15 protein-coding genes are annotated in these 19,046 nt (G+C 66.8%); 2 read left to right on the top strand and 13 right to left on the bottom strand.

All coding sequences use genetic code 11. The annotated features are described in order from the left end of the window. Positions 1–217: 217 nt before the first annotated feature. The 3 genes from JTE92_RS14395 to JTE92_RS14385 all read right to left on the bottom strand — a co-directional run bounded on the left by JTE92_RS14395 (position 218) and on the right by JTE92_RS14385 (position 4,637). A complete protein-coding gene (locus JTE92_RS14395; protein ID WP_063236780.1) occupies positions 218–1,525 on the bottom strand; it encodes a Glu/Leu/Phe/Val family dehydrogenase in 1,308 nt (435 codons plus the stop codon). 190 nt (positions 1,526–1,715) lie between these two features. Next, the gene (locus JTE92_RS14390) at positions 1,716–2,663 is read right to left on the bottom strand and encodes a LysR substrate-binding domain-containing protein (RefSeq protein ID WP_063236779.1); all 948 of its coding nucleotides are present in this window, start codon (positions 2,661–2,663) and stop codon (positions 1,716–1,718) included. A 75-nt stretch (positions 2,664–2,738) separates the two neighbouring features. Then, positions 2,739–4,637 carry an ABCB family ABC transporter ATP-binding protein/permease gene (locus tag JTE92_RS14385; RefSeq protein ID WP_063236778.1) on the bottom strand — a complete coding sequence of 633 codons (1,899 nt, stop codon included), beginning with the start codon at positions 4,635–4,637 and terminating at the stop codon, positions 2,739–2,741. Positions 4,638–4,748: 111 nt separating this feature from the next. Between JTE92_RS14385 and JTE92_RS14380 the strand changes: the two genes are divergently transcribed. Further along, entirely contained in the window at positions 4,749–5,153 is a 405-nt protein-coding gene (locus JTE92_RS14380; protein ID WP_063236959.1) for an acyl-CoA thioesterase, read from the top strand. A gap of 87 nt (positions 5,154–5,240) precedes the next feature. On the opposite strand, the gene JTE92_RS14375 is transcribed toward JTE92_RS14380, so the two are convergent. The 6 genes from JTE92_RS14375 to clsB form a co-directional block, all read right to left on the bottom strand. Continuing rightward, positions 5,241–6,017, bottom strand: a complete 777-nt coding sequence (locus JTE92_RS14375) for an enoyl-CoA hydratase (RefSeq protein ID WP_063236777.1) — start codon at positions 6,015–6,017, stop codon at positions 5,241–5,243. Between the two features lie 30 nt (positions 6,018–6,047). Continuing rightward, complete coding sequence (locus tag JTE92_RS14370) at positions 6,048–7,247, bottom strand: acetyl-CoA C-acyltransferase (protein ID WP_063236958.1); 1,200 nt, start codon at positions 7,245–7,247, stop codon at positions 6,048–6,050. A gap of 20 nt (positions 7,248–7,267) precedes the next feature. After that, positions 7,268–9,691: a 3-hydroxyacyl-CoA dehydrogenase/enoyl-CoA hydratase family protein gene (locus tag JTE92_RS14365; protein WP_063236776.1), complete on the bottom strand. Its 2,424-nt coding sequence runs from the start codon at positions 9,689–9,691 to the stop codon at positions 7,268–7,270. A 218-nt stretch (positions 9,692–9,909) separates the two neighbouring features. Further along, positions 9,910–11,697, bottom strand: coding sequence for an acyl-CoA dehydrogenase C-terminal domain-containing protein (locus tag JTE92_RS14360; protein WP_063236774.1), 1,788 nt, complete (start codon positions 11,695–11,697; stop codon positions 9,910–9,912). A 76-nt stretch (positions 11,698–11,773) separates the two neighbouring features. Then, on the bottom strand, positions 11,774–12,364 hold the full coding sequence (locus tag JTE92_RS14355; RefSeq protein WP_063236773.1) for a TetR/AcrR family transcriptional regulator: 591 nt from the start codon (positions 12,362–12,364) through the stop codon (positions 11,774–11,776). 343 nt (positions 12,365–12,707) lie between these two features. Continuing rightward, a complete protein-coding gene (gene clsB / locus JTE92_RS14350; RefSeq protein ID WP_371136923.1) occupies positions 12,708–14,024 on the bottom strand; it encodes a cardiolipin synthase ClsB in 1,317 nt (438 codons plus the stop codon). A 107-nt stretch (positions 14,025–14,131) separates the two neighbouring features. On the opposite strand from clsB, the gene mobB reads away from it, so the two are divergent. After that, on the top strand, positions 14,132–14,641 hold the full coding sequence (mobB, locus tag JTE92_RS14345; protein WP_063236771.1) for a molybdopterin-guanine dinucleotide biosynthesis protein B: 510 nt from the start codon (positions 14,132–14,134) through the stop codon (positions 14,639–14,641). A gap of 63 nt (positions 14,642–14,704) precedes the next feature. On the opposite strand, the gene JTE92_RS14340 is transcribed toward mobB, so the two are convergent. The 4 genes from JTE92_RS14340 to aspS all read right to left on the bottom strand — a co-directional run bounded on the left by JTE92_RS14340 (position 14,705) and on the right by aspS (position 19,004). Further along, positions 14,705–15,490, bottom strand: coding sequence for an endonuclease/exonuclease/phosphatase family protein (locus JTE92_RS14340; RefSeq protein WP_063236770.1), 786 nt, complete (start codon positions 15,488–15,490; stop codon positions 14,705–14,707). After that, entirely contained in the window at positions 15,487–15,972 is a 486-nt protein-coding gene (gene nudB / locus JTE92_RS14335) for a dihydroneopterin triphosphate diphosphatase (protein WP_063236769.1), read from the bottom strand. Before nudB ends, JTE92_RS14340 begins: the two co-directional genes overlap by 4 nt. A gap of 90 nt (positions 15,973–16,062) precedes the next feature. Further along, entirely contained in the window at positions 16,063–16,977 is a 915-nt protein-coding gene (locus JTE92_RS14330) for a hypothetical protein (protein ID WP_063236775.1), read from the bottom strand. Between the two features lie 221 nt (positions 16,978–17,198). Then, positions 17,199–19,004: an aspartate--tRNA ligase gene (aspS, locus tag JTE92_RS14325; protein ID WP_063236768.1), complete on the bottom strand. Its 1,806-nt coding sequence runs from the start codon at positions 19,002–19,004 to the stop codon at positions 17,199–17,201. Between the last annotated feature and the right edge of the window lie 42 nt (positions 19,005–19,046).

Raw genomic sequence — 19,046 nt, 5'->3', positions numbered from 1 at the left:
ACAGTATTGCGCAGCATCCGCCGCAATACAACTGGGTTTTCTCCTAGAACCCTTATTCAGGGCAATCGGTGCGCACGTCGTCCGGATACGACAACGCGGTCTCCGGCGCTTGCCGGAGACCGCGTCTGGCGGTCATGGACCTTGGGAACCGGATCGGTTGCTGCGTCGCACCATGCCAGTGCCGCGCGCCTCGTTCCGGTTCACCCGTACCCTGCGATCAGGGATACAGGCCGCGCATTTCGCGCGCCTGCAGGATCCGCGAGCAGGCCACGATAAACGCCGCGGTGCGCAGCGTCACCTTGTTGTCCTGCGCCACCTGCCAGATTGCGCGGAACGCCTCTTGCATGATTCGTACCAGGCGCTGGTTGATTTCTTCTTCGGTCCAGAAGAACGAGGAGAAATCCTGCACCCATTCGAAGTACGAAACGGTGACGCCGCCGGCGTTGGCGATCACGTCCGGCGCCACCAGGATATTGCGCTCGCGCAGGATATCGTCGGCTTCCGGGGTGGTCGGGCCGTTGGCGCCCTCGATCACCAGGCGGGCCTTGATCAACGGCGCGTTCTTCGCGGTGATCTGGCCTTCCAGCGCGGCCGGGATCAGGATGTCGCAGTCGACTTCCCAGAACTGCTCGGTGCGCAGGACTTCGCCGCGGAAGCCTTCGATGGTGCCGCTGTGCGCGGCGTATTCCATCATCGCCGGCACGTCCAGGCCGGCCGGGTCAAACAGCGTGGTGCGGTGGTCCTGCACCGCCACCACCTTGGCGCCGGCCTCATGGAACAGCTTGGCAGCCACGGCACCCACGTTGCCGAAGCCCTGCACGGCGACGCTCGCGCCCTTGATTTCCAGGCCGATATTGCGCGCAGCCTCCGAACCCACCACGAACACGCCGCGGCCGGTCGCCTCGTGGCGGCCCAGCGAGCCGCCCAGCGAGATCGGCTTGCCGGTCACCACGCCCGTGGAGGTGCTGCCCGAATTCATCGAGTAGGTGTCCATCATCCATGCCATCACCTGGGCGTTGGTGTTGACGTCCGGCGCCGGGATATCCTTGCTCGGCCCGATAATGATGTTGATTTCGCTGGTGTAGCGGCGCGTCAGGCGCTCCAGCTCGGCATGCGACAGCGTGCGCGGGTCGACGCGGATGCCGCCCTTGGCGCCGCCGTACGGCACGTTCACCGCGGCATTCTTCACCGACATCCACGCCGACAGCGCCATCACTTCCGACAGCGTCACGTCCTGGTGGAAACGCACGCCGCCCTTGCCCGGACCGCGTGACAGGTTGTGCTGCACGCGATAGCCCTCGAAGTGGGCGATGGTGCCGTTGTCCAGCTCGATGGGAACGTCGACGATCAGCGCGCGCTTGGGCCGCTTCAGGGTTTCAACCCAGCGTGCCAGCGAGCCCAGGTAGGGCGTGACACGATCGACTTGCTGCAGGTAGATGCCCCAGGGGCCGAGGTTGTCGGCGTTGAGGTAGGACGGGAGTGCGTGCTTTTGGCCAGCAATGTTGGTCGGTGCTGCGGAGGACATCGGTTGGGTTCCGGTGTGGAAGAATGCCCGCAAGCTTAGGCGGGGCGGCCCGCCCGAATCCAATGCCGTTTGCTCATCCGGTTATGCAAAACCTGCATAACGTAGATGACTGGTCAACACACCCGGTTGTAACACCGATTGTGTGCTCCCTCTCCCGCTTGCGGGAGAGGGGAGCAAACCCAGCGTAGGGCTAGGCCGCCACCAGCGTCGACCACACCTGGTCGACCAGTTGCCGCTTGCGCCGTGCCCCCGCACCGCGCCGCTCGCCGCCGTTCTCCCCCGGTTTCTCGCGGTACAGGCGGATCTCCATGTCGATCGACAGCGGCAGCCCGCGCGCCGACTCGGCCCGCACCAGCTTGCCCTGCGCCACCTCCTCGCGCACCGCGCTCTCGGGCAGGAACGCCATGCCGTGGCCGGACAGCGCCATCACCTTGAGCGCCTCGGCCATGTCGGTCTCGTAGCATTTGTCGAGCTTGAGCGCTTCGGCGGTATCCGACAGCAGCAGGTCGACCATGCGGCCGAGGAATGCATTGGGGGTGTAGCTGAGGAACGGCACCGGCTTCTTGTCGGTGCCGGGCAGCCGGAACTGCGGCTTGCCGGCGGCGTCCGGCACGCTGTACGGCGACAGCCGCTCGGTGCCAAGCACCAGCATGTCGTACCGCGCCGGATCGAGCTGGATGGCCTGGCGCGCGTGGTGGTAGACCATGACCAGGTCGCAACCGCCTTCGACCAGCATCAGCACCGCATCGTGGACGTTGAGCGCGCGCAGCCGGCACGGCAGCGTGCCGACCCTGCGCTCCAGCGCCTTGAGCCATTCCGGGAAGAACGTCAGCGACAGCGTATGCGGCACCGCGAACTCCAGCACCTGCGCATTGGCCGAGCGCTGGCCGCGCATCAGCGCGCGCGTTTCGCTGACCTGCGCCAGCATCGCCAGCGCCTGCTCGTAGAACACCTTGCCGGCCGCCGTCAGGCTGGTGGGATAGCTGGAGCGGTCGATCAGCTCGGTGCCGACCCACGCCTCCAGCGACTGGATGCGCCGCGAGAAAGCGGGCTGCGTGACGTGGCGCAGCTCGGCCGAGCGCGAGAAGCTGTGCGTCTCGGCCAGGCTGACGAAGTCTTCAAGCCATTTGATTTCCATGACGCCGGATTATCCACCGCGCGCCGGGGCGCGTCACCTGCCCGATGGCTGCCGCGCCTTGGTGCGTGCGCGGTGCTACGCGTCCTGCGTGGCATCGCCCACGTCTAGCGCAAGCGCTTCGGCGCCAACAGCTTCGCCGCCCTTGGCGGCGGCGCGCGCCTGGATGTCCCACATCTCGGCATAGCGCCCGCCGGCGCGCATCAGTTCGGCATGCGTGCCGCGCTCGACCACGCGGCCGTGGTCCATCACCAGGATCTGGTCGGCATGCACCACGGTGGACAGTCGGTGTGCAATCAGCAGCGTGGTGCGGTTCTGCGCCAGCCGCATCAGCTCGGCCTGGATCGCCTGCTCGGTGCGCGAGTCCAGCGCGGAGGTGGCCTCGTCAAAGACGAGCACCGGCGGGTTCTTCAGCAGCGTGCGCGCGATCGCCACGCGCTGCTTCTCGCCGCCGGACAGCTTCAGGCCGCGCTCGCCCACCGGCGTGTCGTAGCCCTGCGGCAGCTCGCGGATAAAGGTGTCGATCTGCGCCGCCTGCGCCGCGGCGATGACTTCCTCGCGCGTGGCGTCGGGACGACCGTAGGCGATGTTGTAGTAGATGCTGTCGTTGAACAGCACCGTGTCCTGCGGCACGATGCCGATGGCGCGGCGCAGGCTGTCCTGCGTGATCGCGCGGATATCCTGTCCGTCGATCTCGATCGCGCCGCGGTTGACGTCATAGAAGCGGAACAGCAGCCGCGCCAGCGTGGACTTGCCCGAGCCGCTGTGGCCGACCACCGCGGTCGTGGTGCCTGCCGCGATATTGAAATCCACGCCGTCCAGGATCGTGCGGTCCGGCTCGTAGCCGAAGCACACGTCGCGGAACCGCACCTGCGCGCCGTTGACCCTGAGCGGCTGCGCGCCGGGCGTGTCGGCCACTTCCTGGTGCGTGCCCAGCAGCACGAACATCCGGTCCATGTCGGTGGTCGCCTGCTTGATCTCGCGGTAGATCACGCCGAGGAAGTTCAGCGGGATATAGAGCTGGATCATCAGCGTGTTGACCAGCACGAGGTCGCCCAGCGTCAGCTTTCCGTCCACCACGCCCACGGTGGCGCGCCACAGGATCAGGATCAGCCCCACGGCAATGATGACCTGCTGGCCGAAGTTCAGGAACGACAGCGAATTCTGCGAGCGGATCGCCGCGGCGCGGTACTTGAGCAGGTTCTCGTCGTAGCGCCGGGCCTCGTATTCCTCGTTGCCGAAGTACTTGACGGTCTCGAAGTTCAGCAGCGAATCGATCGCCTTCTGGTTGGCGCGCGAATCCAGCTCGTTCATCCTGCGGCGGAAGTGCGTGCGCCATTCCGTCACGACGATGGTGAAGACGATATAGCTCACCAGCGCGCAGCCGGTGATCGCCGCGAACCAGATGTCGTAGTGCAGGATGAAGAAGCCGATCACCAGTCCCATCTCCACCAGCGTGGGCAGGATGCTGTACAGCGAGTACGAGATCAGCGACTGGATGCCGCGCGTGCCGCGCTCGATGTCGCGGCTCATGCCGCCGGTCTGGCGGTCCAGGTGGAAGCGCAGCGACAGCGCATGCAGGTGCCGGAACACCTGCAGCGCGATCTCGCGCACGGCGCTCTGCGTGACCTTGGAAAAGAGGATTTCCCGCAACTCGGTGAACAGCGTCGCCGACAGCCGCAACATGCCGTACGCGACAATCAGCCCGACCGGCACCACCAGCAGTGCGCGCGGATCGCCGGCGGTGAGGTTCATGCTGTCGATCAGGCGCTTCATCAGCACCGGCACGCCCAGGTTGGCCACCTTGGCCGCGACCAGGCACGCGAGCGCCAGCATCACGCGCCACTTGTAGTGCCAGACGTAGGGCAGCAGGTTGCGGACGGTCTGCCAGTCGCTGCGGGGGGCGCGCTGGCCGGGAAAAAGCTTGACCGAAGCGGGATCGGGGGCCTGTTCGGCGGTCGTGGAATAGCGGCGCATACGTTAGAATCCGGGCCAATGCGCGATTGTCGCAGGAATCGCATGGCGCGGCAGGCGAAGGGTTTTTCGCTGCGGCCCGCGCGCCCTTCAGTAGCCCACCCGCATACCACCATGAACGCTCCCCATACCGTCCCCGCCCTGCCCGCCGGCAAGAATCCCGCGCTGCGCGTGGTGCCGATGCCTGCCGACGCCAACGTGCACGGCGACGTGTTCGGCGGCTGGATCATGGCGCAGGTGGATATTGCCGGGTCGATTCCCGCGGTCGAACGCGCGCAAGGGCGTGTCGCCACCGTGGCGGTCAATTCCTTCCTGTTCAAGCACCCGGTGTTTGTTGGCGACCTGGTGAGCTTCTACGCCGATATCGTCAAGACGGGGCGTACCTCGATCACGGTCGAGGTGGAGGTCTATGCGCAGCGGATGCGGCACAGCAACGAGATCGTCAAGGTGACCGAGGCGACGTTGACGTATGTGGCGACGGATGAGTCGCGGCAGCCGCGGGTGTTGCCGACGGCTTGAGGGCCACGCCCGCCTCGGCTTTTCTCCCCTCTTCCGCAGGCGGTAGAGGGGAGCAAGAAAGTGGTAGAGGCAGTCTCCCGCCCCCCCTTACTCAAACTTCGAAAAATCCGGCTTCCGCTTCTCAAAGAACGCGCTGATCGCCTCCTTTGCCTCCGGCGCCATCAGCATGCGCCGGAACACCGCGCCTTCATCGGCCATCTGTTTGTCCACTTCGGCCATCGCGCCCGATTTCATCAGCCGCTTGGTCTCGCGCAGCGACGAAGCCGGCAGCGCCGCCAGCTTGCGCGCTTGCTGCAGCGCGAAGTCATGCAGCTCCGCGACCGGCAGCACGCGCGTCACCAGGCCGATCTCCAGCGCTTCCTGCGCACTGAACGCCTCGCACAGCATCAGCTTCTCGGCGGCGCGCTGGTAGCCGACCAGGCGCGGAAGCAGCAGGCTCGATGCCGCCTCGGGGCATAGCCCCAGCTGCACGAACGGCAGTGACAGCCTGGCCGTGTCGGACGCGTAGACCAGGTCGCAATGCAGCAGCAGCGTGGTGCCCACGCCGACTGCTGCGCCGCTGACCGCCGCGACGACCGGCTTGCTGGCATGGCTGAGCTGGTACAGGAACTGGAACACCGGCGCCTGTTCCGTGCCCTCGCCTGCAGTCGGCGGGCGTTGCAGGAAATCTTCCAGGTCATTGCCGGCGGTAAAGATCTCGGGCTTGCCGCGCAGCAGGATCACGCGCACATTGCGGTCGGTTTCGGCCGCGCGCAGCGCGTCGGCCAGCGCCTGGTACATCGCCGCGGTGATGGCGTTCTTCTTGTCGATGCGGTCGAACTCGAGGGTCAGGATGCCTTGCTCGATGCTGGTACGGATGCTCATGGTGTCCTCGTTTTTTGGTGGCTGTGGCAATCAGACGCGCTCGAAGATCCCTGCGGCGCCCATGCCCGTGCCGACGCACATGGTCACCATGCCGTACTTCAGGTTGTGGCGGCGCAGCGCATGCACCACCGTGGCCGAACGGATCGCACCGGTGGCACCCAGCGGGTGTCCCAGCGCGATCGCGCCGCCCATGCGGTTGACCCTGGCGGGATCGAGATCCAGGTCGCGCATCACGGCCAGCGACTGCGCGGCAAACGCTTCGTTCAGCTCGATCCAGTCGAGCTGGTCCTGCGTCAGGCCCGCCGCCTTCAGCGCGGCCGGAATCGCTTCCTTCGGGCCGATGCCCATGATCTCGGGCGGCACGCCGCGCACCGCGAACGAGACGAAGCGCGCCAGCGGCACCAGGTTGAACTGCTTGAGGATCCTTTCCGAAACCAGGATCAGCGCGCCGGCGCCGTCCGAGGTCTGCGAGCTGTTGCCGGCGGTGACGCTGCCCTTGTTGGCAAACACGGGACGCAGCTTGCCCAGGCCTTCCAGCGTGGTGTCGGGACGCGGACCTTCGTCCAGCGAGATGGTGCGGGTCTTCACGCTGACCTGGCCGCTGGCGAGATCGGGGAAGCGCTCGACGATCTCGATCGGCGTGATCTCGTCCTTGAACTCGCCGGCCTGCTGCGCCGCGATGGCCTTCTGGTGCGAAGCGAGCGAGAACGCGTCCTGGTCCTCGCGGCTGACCTTCCACTGCTGCGCCACCTTCTCGGCGGTCAGGCCCATGCCGTAGGCAATGCCCACGTTGTCGTCGCGCTCGAAGATCGATGGCGACATCGACGGCGAATTGCCCATCATCGGCACCATGCTCATCGACTCGATGCCGGCGGCGATCATCACGTCCGACTCGCCCACGCGGATGCGGTCGGCCGCCATCGCCACGGCGCTGACGCCCGAGGCGCAGAAGCGATTGACGGTGATGCCGCCCACGGTATTGGGCAGGCCCGACAGCAGCGCGCCGATACGCGCCACGTTCAGGCCCTGCTGCGCTTCGGGAATGGCGCAGCCGACGATGGCGTCCTCGATCAGCTTCGGGTCCAGGTCCGGCACCTGTGCCACCGCGGCCTTCAGGATGGTAGCCAGCAGGTCGTCCGGGCGCGTGTTCCTGAACGCGCCCTTGGGGGCCTTGCCGATCGGCGAGCGGGTGGCCGCAACGATGTATGCGTCTTGCAGTTGTTTCATGATCTCGGTTCCTCGCTTGCCTGTTAGTTGCGCACCGGCTTGCCGGTCTGCAGCATGCCCATGATGCGCTCCTGCGTCTTGCCGGTGCCCAGCAGGTCGACGAAGGCCTTGCGCTCCAGCGCCAGCAGCCAGTCTTCGCTGACCAGCGAGCCGGCCTCGACGTCGCCGCCGCACACCACTTCGGCGATGCGGCTGGCGATCAGGAAGTCATGCGCGGAGATAAAGCCGCCGTCGCGCATATTGACCAGCGACGCCTTGATGGTGGCGATGCCCGAGCGGCCCGCCACCGGGATCAGCGCCGGCAGCGGCGCACGGTAGCCGGCATCGGCCAGCGCGCGCACTTCGTTCTGCGCCACGTGCAGCAGCTCGTGCACGTTGAAGACGATCCTGTCGGACGGCTGCAGGTAGCCCATCTGGCGCGCTTCCAGCGCCGATGCGGAAACCCTGGCCATCGCCGCGCTCTGGAAGCGGCTGGTCAGGAATTGCAGGTAGTTGGTGCTGCCCGCTGCCTGGGCGGTGCGTGCAGCGGCCAGCGCGGCTTCCTTCAGGCCGCCTCCGGCCGGAACCAGGCCCACGCCCACTTCGACCAAACCGACGTACGTCTCCAGCGCGGCCACGCGTGCAGCGGAATGCAGCATCAGCTCGCAACCGCCGCCCAGTGCGATGCCGGACGCTGCCGACACCACCGGCACCGACGCGTACTTCACGCGCATCATGCCGTCCTGGAACTTCTTCACGAACGGCTCGATGCCCTTGGCGCCGCCCATCATGAAGGCCGGCATCGCCGCTTCCAGGTTGGCGCCCGCGGAGAACGGGCCGCCCGGCGCGCCGAGCTGCAGCGAAGTCGGCTGCCACACCACCAGGCCCTGGTACTGCGCTTCGGCGAGGTCGATGGCACGCGTCAGGCCGTCGATCACGTCCGGGCCGATGGTGTTCATCTTGCTCTTGAACGAGACCACCAGCACGTCGTCCTGGCCTTCGCTGACCCAGATGCGCACGGCGTCGTTCTCCTCGACGGTGCGGCCCGCCTTGCGCGGATCGACCGCTTCGCTGCCCTTCAGCGCGGCACGGAACACCTGGCGCTGGTACACCGGCAGCGTGCTGCGCGCGACGAACGACTGCGTCGCGGGCGACCACGAGCCCTCGGGGGTATGCACGCCCCGGCGCTCGGCGACGGGGCCGTCAAAGACCCATGCCGGCAGCGGTGCGGCCGACAGTGCCTTGCCCGCGACCACGTCTTCCTTGACCCACTCGGCCACCTGCTTCCAGCCTGCGGACTGCCAGTCCTCGAACGGTCCCGAGTTCCAGCCGAAACCCCAGCGGATCGCCAGGTCGATATCGGCGGCCGAGCCGGCGATCTGCTCCAGGTACACGGCGATGTAGTGGAACACGTCGCGGAACACCGCCCACAGGAACTGCGCCTGCGGGTTGGTGGACTCGCGCAGCAGCTTGATGCGCTCGGCCGGCTCCTTCTTCAGCATGCGCACCACGATCTCGTCGGCCTTCTTGCCCGACTCGACATACTGGCCGGTCCTGGCGTCGAGCACCTTGATGGCCTTGCCTTCCTTCTTGTAGAAGCCGGCGCCGGTCTTCTGGCCCAGCGCGCCCGCATCGACCAGGCCCTTGAGCACGGCCGGCGTCTTGTACACCGGCGCGAACGGGTCGTCGTGCAGGTTGTCCTGCATGGTCTTGATCACGTGCGCCATGGTGTCCAGGCCGACAACATCCGCGGTGCGGAAGGTGGCGGACTTGGCGCGGCCCAGCTTGGCACCGGTCAGGTCGTCGACCACGTCGAACGGGATGCCGAACTTCTCGGCCTCGGCGAACACCGCCAGGATCGAGAAGATGCCGACGCGGTTGGCGATGAAGTTGGGCGTGTCCTTGGCGCGCACCACGCCCTTGCCGAGCGTGGTGGTCAGGAAGGCTTCCAGCTGGTCGAGGATCTCCGGCTGCGTGGCCGCGGTCGGGATCAGCTCGACCAGATGCATGTAGCGCGGCGGGTTGAAGAAGTGGACGCCGCAGAAACGCGACTTCAGGTTGGGGTCAAACCCGTCAGACAGTGCGGTGATCGACAGGCCCGAGGTGTTGGTGGCGAAGATCGCGTGTGACGCCAGGTGCGGCGCGACCTTCTTGTACAGGTCGTGCTTCCAGTCCATGCGCTCGGCGATCGCCTCGATCACCAGGTCGCACTCCTTGAGCAGCGCGATGTCGTCTTCGTAGTTGGCCGCCTGGATCAGGCCGGCCTCGTCCTTGAGGCCCAGCGGCGCGGGCGACAGCTTCTTCAGGTTCTCGATGGCGCGCAGCGCGATGCCGTTCTTCGGGCCTTCTTTTGCGGGAAGGTCGAACAGCACCACGGGCACGCGCGCGTTGATCAGGTGCGCGGCGATCTGCGCCCCCATGACGCCGGCACCCAGCACGGCGACTTTCTTGACGATGAAATTGGACATGCTCGCTCCTGGATTAGTGAGCGTTGAGGTGAGAGTGTGTGGCTGTCCCATTGCTGCCGGTTGGCTCCCCTCTCCCGCTTGCGGGAGAGGGGCAGGGGGTGAGGGCAGGAGGTTGCTATGCCGACGCACTTCGTTGAAGCGCCGGCCCTCACCCCCGCCCCTCTCCCATGAATGGGAGAGGGGAGCAACCATCAGCGGGAGTCAGCCATGCAGATCAATCAGAACAGATCCGCGTCCAGCGCCATCAGCGAAGCCGAACCCGCGCGCGCCTTGCGGATCTCGCCAGCCGTTTCCGGCAGCAGCTTGGCAAAGTAGAAGCGCGCCGTGGCCAGCTTGGCGGTGTAGAACTTGTCGCCGCTCGCTTCCTTCTCCAGCGCGATCTTGGCCATCCGGGCCCAGAAGTACGAGAACACCAGGTGACCCACCACGCGCAGGTACGGCACCGCGGCAGCGCCCACCTCGTCGGCGTTGCCCATCGCCTTCATGCCGATTTCCATGGTCAGCTTCTGCACCTTGTCGCCCAGGTCGGCCAGCGGGTTGACGAACTCCTGCATGGCTTCGTTGGTGCCCTCTGCTTCCACGAACTCCTGCACGATCTTGCCGAAGGCCTTCATCCTGGCGCCCATGTCGCCCAGGATCTTGCGGCCCAGCAGGTCCAGCGACTGGATCGTGTTGGTGCCTTCGTAGATCATGTTGATGCGGGCGTCGCGTACGTATTGCTCCATGCCCCATTCGGAGATGTAGCCGTGGCCGCCGAACACCTGCATGCCTTCGTTGGTCGAGGTAAAGGCGTTGTCGGTCAGGAAGGCCTTGATCACCGGCGTCAGCAGCGCGACCAGGTCGCCGGCCTGCTTGCGCACGGCTTCATCGGGGTGCGACAGTTCGCGGTCGATCTGCAGCGCGGTCCAGTAACTGAAGGCGCGGCCGCCTTCGGCGTAGGCGCGCTGCGTCAGCAGCATGCGGCGCACGTCGGGGTGCACGATGATGGGGTCGGCGGCCTTTTCCGGCGCCTTCGGGCCGGTCAGCGCGCGCATCTGCAGGCGGTCCTTGGCGTAGGCGACCGAGTTCTGGTACGCCACTTCCGTCAGGCCCAGGCCCTGCGCGCCCACGCCCAGGCGCGCGGCGTTCATCATCACGAACATGGCGTTCAGGCCCTTGTTGGCCTCGCCCACCAGCCAGCCGCGCGCGCCGTCCAGGTTCATCACGCAGGTGGCGTTGCCGTGAATGCCCATCTTGTGTTCGATCGAGCCGCACTGGATGCCGTTGCGCTCGCCCGGGTTGCCGCTGGCGTCGGGGATGAACTTGGGCACCACGAACAGCGAGATGCCCTTGGTGCCCTGCGGCGCGTCCGGCAGGCGCGCCAGCACCAGGTGGATGATGTTCTCGGCCAGGTCGTGCTCGCCGGCGGAGATGAAGATCTTGGTGCCGGTGATGAGGTAGGAGCCGTCGGCCTGCGGTTCGGCCCTGGTGCGCAGGATGCCCAGGTCGGTGCCGCAGTGCGGCTCGGTCAGGCACATGGTGCCGGTCCAGACACCGGACACCAGCTTGGGCAGGTAGGCCTGCTGCAGCTCGGGCGTGCCGTGCGCATGCAGCGCTTCATAGGCGCCGTGCGACAGGCCCGGATACATGGTCCACGCCTGGTTCGCCGAGTTGAGCATCTCGTAGACCACGTTGTTGACCACGATCGGCAGGCCCTGGCCACCGAAAGCCGGGTCGCACGCCAGCGCCGGCCAGCCGGCTTCGACGTATTGCTGGTAGGCTTCCTTGAAGCCGGTGGGGGCCTTGACCACGCCGTCGCCGACATAGGTGCAGCCCTCGCGGTCGCCCACCTGGTTGAGCGGGAACACCACGTCCGAGCAGAACTTGCCGGCTTCCTCGATGACCTGGTTGATGGTGTCCGCGTCGATGTCCGCGTGCGGCGGCATCGCCTTGAGTTCGGCTTCGGCGCCGAGCAGTTCATGGAGCACGAACTGCATGTCGCGCAACGGTGCGGTGTACTGGCCCATCAGAGACTCCTTGGAGTGATTCGATGCCGCCACGCCGCCCGCCTCGCTGCTCGCGATCCGGTCCGACCCGACGGCCTCAGGTACGGTAAGACTGAATCAGTTTGTTGAGCGCGACCATGGCAAGCTCGGCACTGTCAGGCAGGCGCAGGAAACGGGCGTCATGATGCAAGCCTAGTTCAAGGCTGTACATCTCGAACAGCATCAGGCGCGGATCGCAATCCGCGCGCAAATGGCCCTCTTCCTTGGCCTGGTCGATGGCGCGATTCAGCGCTGCCCGCCAGATGGTGACGCTCTTGACCAGCTCGTCACGCACCAGGCTGCCGGTGCGGTCGTCATACTCCACGGCGCCGCTGATGTAGATGCACCCAGTCGTCACTTCCTGGATGCGCTTCTCCATCCAGCGCCGTACCATCGACCACAGCCGGGGCAGTCCGCGCGGCTCCTGCAAGGAGGGGTAGAAAACCTCCTGCTCGAACCGGCGGTGATACTCCCGCACCACCTCCACCTGCAGGTCCTCGCGCGAACCGAAGTGCGCGAAGACACCGCTCTTGCTCATCTGCATGCGTTCCGCGAGCAGGCCGATGGTCAGACCCTCGAGCCCGTCGCGGGACGACAGCTCCAGTGCGGCATCCAGAATCGCCACGCGCGTCATCTCACCCTTGCGCATGGGCGCGGGGGAGGCGGCGGCGGATTCGAGACGGGCTGACTGGTGTCGCATGTTATTTCTCCGTTCTGCAAAGGCCCTGCTGCGGCCTGTGCGTATGACCCTGACGTTGCATTTGTTTGCGGGCAGCCGGCGAATTTGCCACTGCATACCGCGAATGCACGCAGTCTAAGCCAAAAAAGAACGGTCGTTCAGATTATTCTGGCGCAGCAGTCGACCATCAAGCTTTTAATTAGACCCGTGTTTCTAAACGGGCCGCAATGCAGCATGCCCGTCACGCAAGGCGACGCAACGGCTCGCAAGCCGTGCGTTGCCGCATGGCAGCAAACCCACAGTGGCAACCGTTTCAGTAGCGCCCCGCGACGCCGGCGATGATCACGCCGAGCCGCAGCAGCATATACGCAGTCCAGTTCGCCAACCGGTGCAGTGGCGAGCGCCGTGCATGGACGTCGGGCATGATGCGCACGCTGCGGTGCGCAATGGCGCGCTCCAGCGCCGTACGCAGTTCCGCGGCGAAGGCAGCATCATAAACGGCCACGTTGGCTTCGCGCGCCAGCAGCAGGCTGAACGGGTCCATGTTGCTCGAACCCACGGTGGCCCACGCTTCGTCGACCACGCCGACCTTGGCATGCAGGAAGCTCTCTGCGTACTCGTAGATCTCGACGCCGGCCTCCAGCAAGGAAGCATAGAGCGCGTGCGTGGCGTAGTGCTGCAGGCGGTATTCGACCATGCCCTGCAGCAGCAGCCGCACGCGCACGCCGCGCGCGCGGCAGGCCAGCAGCGCGCGGCGCATCTTGTGGCCGGGCAGGAAATAGGCGTTGGCCAGGATCACGTCCTGGCGCGCGGCGCCGAGCGCGCGCCGGTATTCGCGCTCGATGGTGCGGCGGTTGCGCAGGTTATCGCGCAGCAGCAGCGCGGCGCGCACGCCGCTGCTGGGCTCGCCGCGCGGCGGCAGGTCGGTCAGCAGCGGGTAGCCCGCCACCGCGGCGGCGCGGCCGCTGCCGTGCGTGTCGCGCAGCGCCAGGCGCCACCAGAGCCGTTCGGCGGTCAGCGCGATGCGGTCTACCAGCGGGCCGCTGACCTGCACCGCGAAGTCGTAGCGCGGCCCGAGGTTGGCGCCTTCGAACGGGCCGTGGTTGAGGTCGTCGATGATATTGATGCCGCCGACGAAGGCCACCTCGCCGTCGATCACCGCCAGCTTGCGGTGCAGCCGGCGCAGGTGGCGCCGGGCCAGCCGGAAGCCGCGCAGCTTGCGGTAGACGCGCAGCTGCACGCCGCCGGCGCTCAGGCGTTCGGCCATGGCGGCGGGCATGTCGCCGGCGCCGAAGCCGTCGACGGTGACGCGCACCGAGACGCCGCGCGCGGCGGCGCGTACCAGCGCGTCGCTGACGGCGCGGCCGATGTCGTCGTCGGCATAGATGTAGGTTTCGAGCACCACCTGGAAAGCGGCCTGGTCGATCGCTTCGATCAGCGCGGGAAAGAAGTCCTGGCCGCCGTGCAGCAGGCGCACGGTGTTGCCGCTGGTCGGCTTGCCGCGGCGCCATGTCCAGCGCAGCATGCGGTGGCGTTGCCGGTCGGCGCCGTGTTCGGCGCTGTGTTCGGCGGTGTGTTCGGTGCCAGCGGCGGTCGCATCCGGCCGCTCGGAGTGGGAGATCCGTGACATGCCGAGATTATCGGACAGAATTCTGTCCGAAAGACGCCGCGTGCACATGTGCGCAGATCTCTGCTATCGTCGTTGCCATCATCGACGCGCCCCCCACGGAACCGATCGTGAAGGTATTCGGCATCACCGGCTCGTCCGGCAGCGGCAAGACCACGCTGCTCGACCAGCTGATCCCCCGTTTTGTCGCCGCCGGCCTGCGCGTGGCCGGCGTCAAGCACACCCACCACGGCTTCGATCCCGACACGCCGGGCAAGGACTCCTGGCGCATGCGCGAGGCCGGCTGCGCCAACGTCGTGCTGGTCGGCGCGCGCCACCTGACGTTGATGCGGCATTACCCCGAGGCCGTGCCGTCGCCCGAGTTGGACGATGCGCTGGCGGTGCTGCCGGCCGACACCGACCTGGTGCTGGTGGAGGGCTACAAGCGCAGCGATTTTCCCAAGCTGGAAGTGTTCCGGCCCGGATTGGGGCGCACGCCGCTGTGGGATGAAGTACCGGGGGTGGTGGCGGTGGCTAGTGATGATGTCGCGGCCACCGCGGCGATGACGTCGTTGCCGGTGCTGGATCTGAACGACGCCGACGCCGTCTTCGCCTTTATCCGCGACTATTCGAGCCGCTGACTGCGGAATCCCGCCCCGCCGCCTTGGCGGGAGACGGGAGAAAGCCAGCGCTGTTGGAGGCCCTCAGGCAGCCTTGTCGCGCTGCTCGGCCGCCGCTTCCACCGCCTCAGCGAGCGGACGCCCAAGCTCCGCCACCAGCGGCACATGGTCCGACCGCTGCGCCCAATCCCGCCCGGTCAGCGCGTGCGCGCGCTCGATCTCGAAGCCGCGCACGTAGATCCGGTCGAGCTGCCACCATGGCATATGGCTCGGGAACGTATGCAGCCGCGCGCCGCGCGCGTGGGACGCCTCGACCGCATGCAGCGTATTGCAGATCTGCGCATCGAGCCGGTGATTCCAGTCGTTGAAGTCGCCGGCGATCACCAGCGGCACCCCCTCGGGCACCACGGTGCGCACGCGCTCGACCAGCGCCTCGGCCTGGCGCGCGCGGCTGCGGGCGAACAGGCCGAAGTGCACGCAGATCAGATGGGTTTCGATGCCGTTGATGTCCGCCACCGCATGCAGCAGCCCGCGCTGCTCGAAACGGTGGTCGGAGATGTCGAGGTTTTCGGACATCAGGATCGGATGGCGCGACAGGATCGCGTTGCCGTGATGGCCGTAGTCATAGACCGCGTTGCGCCCGTAGACCGAGTGCGGGTACGCATCGGTCGCCAGGTAGTTGAGCTGGGTATGGTCGGGATCGAACAGCGCCGCCGCCACCAGGCGGTCGTTGCGGTCCTGCACTTCCTGCAGGAAGACGATGTCCGCATCCATCGCATGCAGGCCGGCCCGCACATTCTGGATGCGCGGGCGCCGCGACAGGCCGGTCACCCCCTTGTGGATGTTGTAGGTGACCACGCGCAGCTTCATGGCTGCGCTCCGCACAGTGCCGGCTTCCCGGCCACCCCGGTGGTGGCACGCCAGGCCAGTTGCCGGATGGCTTCGGCGTTGCTGCTGGAAAAGCAGTGCGCGGCGGCCTGCTCCCACGGCAGCCACTTGTATTGCAGGTGCTCGCGTGGCGCCAGCGTCACCGGCAGCGCTTCATGCACGCGCAGGCCGAACCAGTGCTCGGTATTGCGCGTGACGCCTTCGGCATAGCGGTGCCGCCATTGCGGGTAGATCTCGTACTGGATCGAATGGCCCCAGTCGGCCAGCAGGTGCTCGCCGGCGATGATGCCGGTTTCCTCTGCCACCTCGCGCGCGGCGGTCACTGCCAGCGGTTCGTCCAGGGTATCGAGGCTGCCGGTCACGGACTGCCAGAATCCCGGGCGATCGGCGCGTTCCAGCAGCAAGACTTGAAGATCTGGCGTGTAGATCACGACCAGCACGGATTCCGGAATCTTGTAGGGCATGGGTCTGGGCGAAAGGACAAACCCAAGGATAGCGCAGCCGCGCGCGCTTGCCACGCGAAAGCGCTATCCCCGGGTCCGATGACCCTTGTCTCAGGCGGCGTTGCGCGCGGGGGCGTGCGGCGCGAGGTACGGCTCGGTGCCCGGCTCGGTGCCTCTATGCTGCCAGGTATCGAACACCTGCGGCGAATCGCCATGGCCCCATGCGGCCCGCAGCTGTTCCATCAGCGGCGCCAGTGACTCGCGATAGCGCCGGGAGGCAGCGTGGGCGCGATCCGCCAGCACGTCGGCGCTCAGCCGCGCCTGGGCCTGCAGGTGTACACGCTCCTGTGCGATTTCCTTCTCACGCTGGCCAAGAGCGTTGTACTTCTGGATCAGGAAGCGCTGGTAGTCGCCGCCATCGACGCCCTGGGCGGCCTGCGCATTGACCTGCTCGAAGCGCAGCACGATGCTGCCGGTCTCCTGCTCGATATGCGCGGCCTCGGCATCCAGCGCCTGCAGCCCTTCCTGGTGGCGCTGGGCATCGCGGCGCAGCGCCTGCACCTGCGCGGCCTCGTCCTCGAACACGCGCTGGGCCGCCAGGTAGGCCTGTACCGCCGGCTGCGGCGCCACCACCAGCAGCGGGTCGGCGCCGCCGGCACGCTGGCCGTCGAGCAGCGCGTCGTCGGCCAGGCGCAGGTTGCCCAGCTCATCGAGCCAGCGCCCGCGCGTCATGACCGCGCCGACGGTATCCAGCGCCAGCCGGCGCAGCGCTTCGGCGCGCTGCATCTCGACCGGCTCGGCCAGCGGCTGCGGCGACGCCGCCTGCACGGCGTGGGCGATATCGGGCACGCACGCGGCCACGGTGGTCGCCACCGCTTCGGACATGGCCAACGCGGCGCGGCGCTGGGCCCGGCGCAGCTCGAAGCGGGCCAGCAGCAGCATCACCAGCCCCGCCACCAGCCAGGTCACGATGGTCTCCTGGTGGGCCAGCAGAAACTGGCGGATCAGTTCGGTATCCAGGTTCAGGTTCACGAATTTCCTCCCGAGCGCCGGGAGCCTTCATCGCGGGGCCCCTCGGCAAATTGCGTGTCAAAGAAAGGAGACACGGCCGTCGCGGGCTTCGTTCCTACCGGTAACAAATCGAAACCAAAGCGCTGGTGGCGGCACCGTCACACCGACCGGTATTGCGCAGAAGGCAAAAAAGCCGCGCATCGGCGCGGCTTTCTTTACCCAAGTGCTGAAGCGGCTCAGGCGTTCGGCTTCGGCTCGGCAGCGCGCAGGCGGATATGCAGCTCGCGCAGCTGCTTCTCGTCGACCGGGCTCGGGGCCTGGGTCAGCAGGTCCTGCGCGCGCTGGGTCTTCGGGAAGGCGATCACGTCGCGGATCGAGTCGGCGCCGGCCATCATGGTCACGATACGGTCCAGGCCGAAGGCCAGGCCGCCGTGCGGGGGCGCGCCGTACTGCAGCGCGTCCAGCAGGTAGCCGAACTTGGCGCGGGCTTCATCGTCATTGATGTTGAGCGCGCGGAACACCTTGCTCTGGATGTCCGAGCGGAAGATACGGACCGAGCCGCCGCCCATTTCCCAGCCGTTCAGCACCATGTCGTAGGCCTTGGCCAGGCACTTGCCCGGGTCGGTCTCCAGGTACTCCAGGTGCTCGTCCTTGGGGCTGGTGAACGGATGGTGCATGGCGACCCAGCGGGCGTCTTCCTCGTCGTACTCGAACATCGGGAAGTCCACCACCCACAGCGGCTTCCAGGCGTCCTCGAACAGGCCGTTGGCCTTGCCGAAGTCGGAGTGGCCGATCTTCAGGCGCAGTGCGCCGATCGAGTCGTTGACCACCTTGGCCTTGTCGGCGCCGAAGAAGATGATGTCGCCGTCCTGGGCGCCGGTGCGCTTCAGGATCTCGGCAATGGCGGCGTCGTGCAGGTTCTTGACGATCGGCGACTGCAGGCCGTCGCGGCCCTTGGCCACTTCGTTGACCTTGATCCAGGCCAGGCCCTTGGCGCCGTAGATGCCGACGAACTGGGTGTAGGCGTCGATCTCGCCGCGCGAGATGGCACCGCCGCCGGGCACGCGCAGGCCGACCACGCGGCCGTTGTCGCTGTTGGCCGGGCCCGAGAACACCTTGAAGTCGACGTCCTTCATCACCTCGGTCAGCTCGGTGAATTCCAGCTTGACGCGCAGGTCAGGCTTGTCCGAGCCGAAGCGGGCCATGGCCTCGCGGAACTCCATCACCGGGAAGGCGCCCAGGTCGACATCGATCGCGTTCTTGAACACCGTGCACATCATGCCCTCGAACAGGTCGCGGATCTCCTGCTCGCTCAGGAACGAGGTCTCGCAGTCGATCTGCGTAAATTCAGGCTGGCGATCCGCGCGCAGGTCTTCGTCGCGGAAGCACTTGGTGATCTGGTAGTAGCGGTCGAAGCCCGAGACCATCAGCATCTGCTTGAAGATCTGCGGCGACTGCGGCAGCGCGAAGAAGTGGCCCGGGTTCACGCGCGACGGCACCAGGTAGTCGCGCGCGCCTTCGGGCGTGCTCTTGCCCAGCATCGGGGTCTCGATGTCGATGAAGCCCTGGGCGTCCAGGAACTTGCGCACTTCCATCGCCACCTTGTAGCGCAGGCGCAGGTTGTACTGCATCTGCGGGCGGCGCAGGTCGAGCACGCGGTGCGTCAGGCGCGTGGTTTCCGACAGGTTGTCGTCGTCGAGCTGGAACGGGGGCGTGACCGACGGGTTCAGCACGGTCAGCTCGTGGCACAGCACTTCGATCTTGCCCGAGGTCAGGTTGGCGTTCTCGGTGCCGGCCGGGCGCGGACGCACCTTGCCGGTGACGCGGATGCAGAACTCGTTGCGGATCTCTTCCGCGGCCTTGAACATCTCGGGGCGGTCCGGGTCGCACACCACCTGCACCAGGCCTTCGCGGTCACGCAGGTCGATGAAGATCACGCCGCCATGGTCGCGGCGGCGCTGGACCCAGCCGGTCAGGGCCACTTCCTGGCCCGAGAGTTGTTCGGTCACCAGACCGCAGTAGTGAGTACGCATGGAGGACATAAGGAGATTCCCGGTAAAACGCTGCCGCCCGCAGCAGATCGG

The sequence above is a fragment of the Cupriavidus oxalaticus genome (assembly GCF_016894385.1).
Classification (GTDB): domain Bacteria; phylum Pseudomonadota; class Gammaproteobacteria; order Burkholderiales; family Burkholderiaceae; genus Cupriavidus; species Cupriavidus oxalaticus.
The sequence above is the reverse complement of the archived record's forward strand: the minus strand, read 5'-3'. Positions and strand labels throughout refer to the sequence as shown.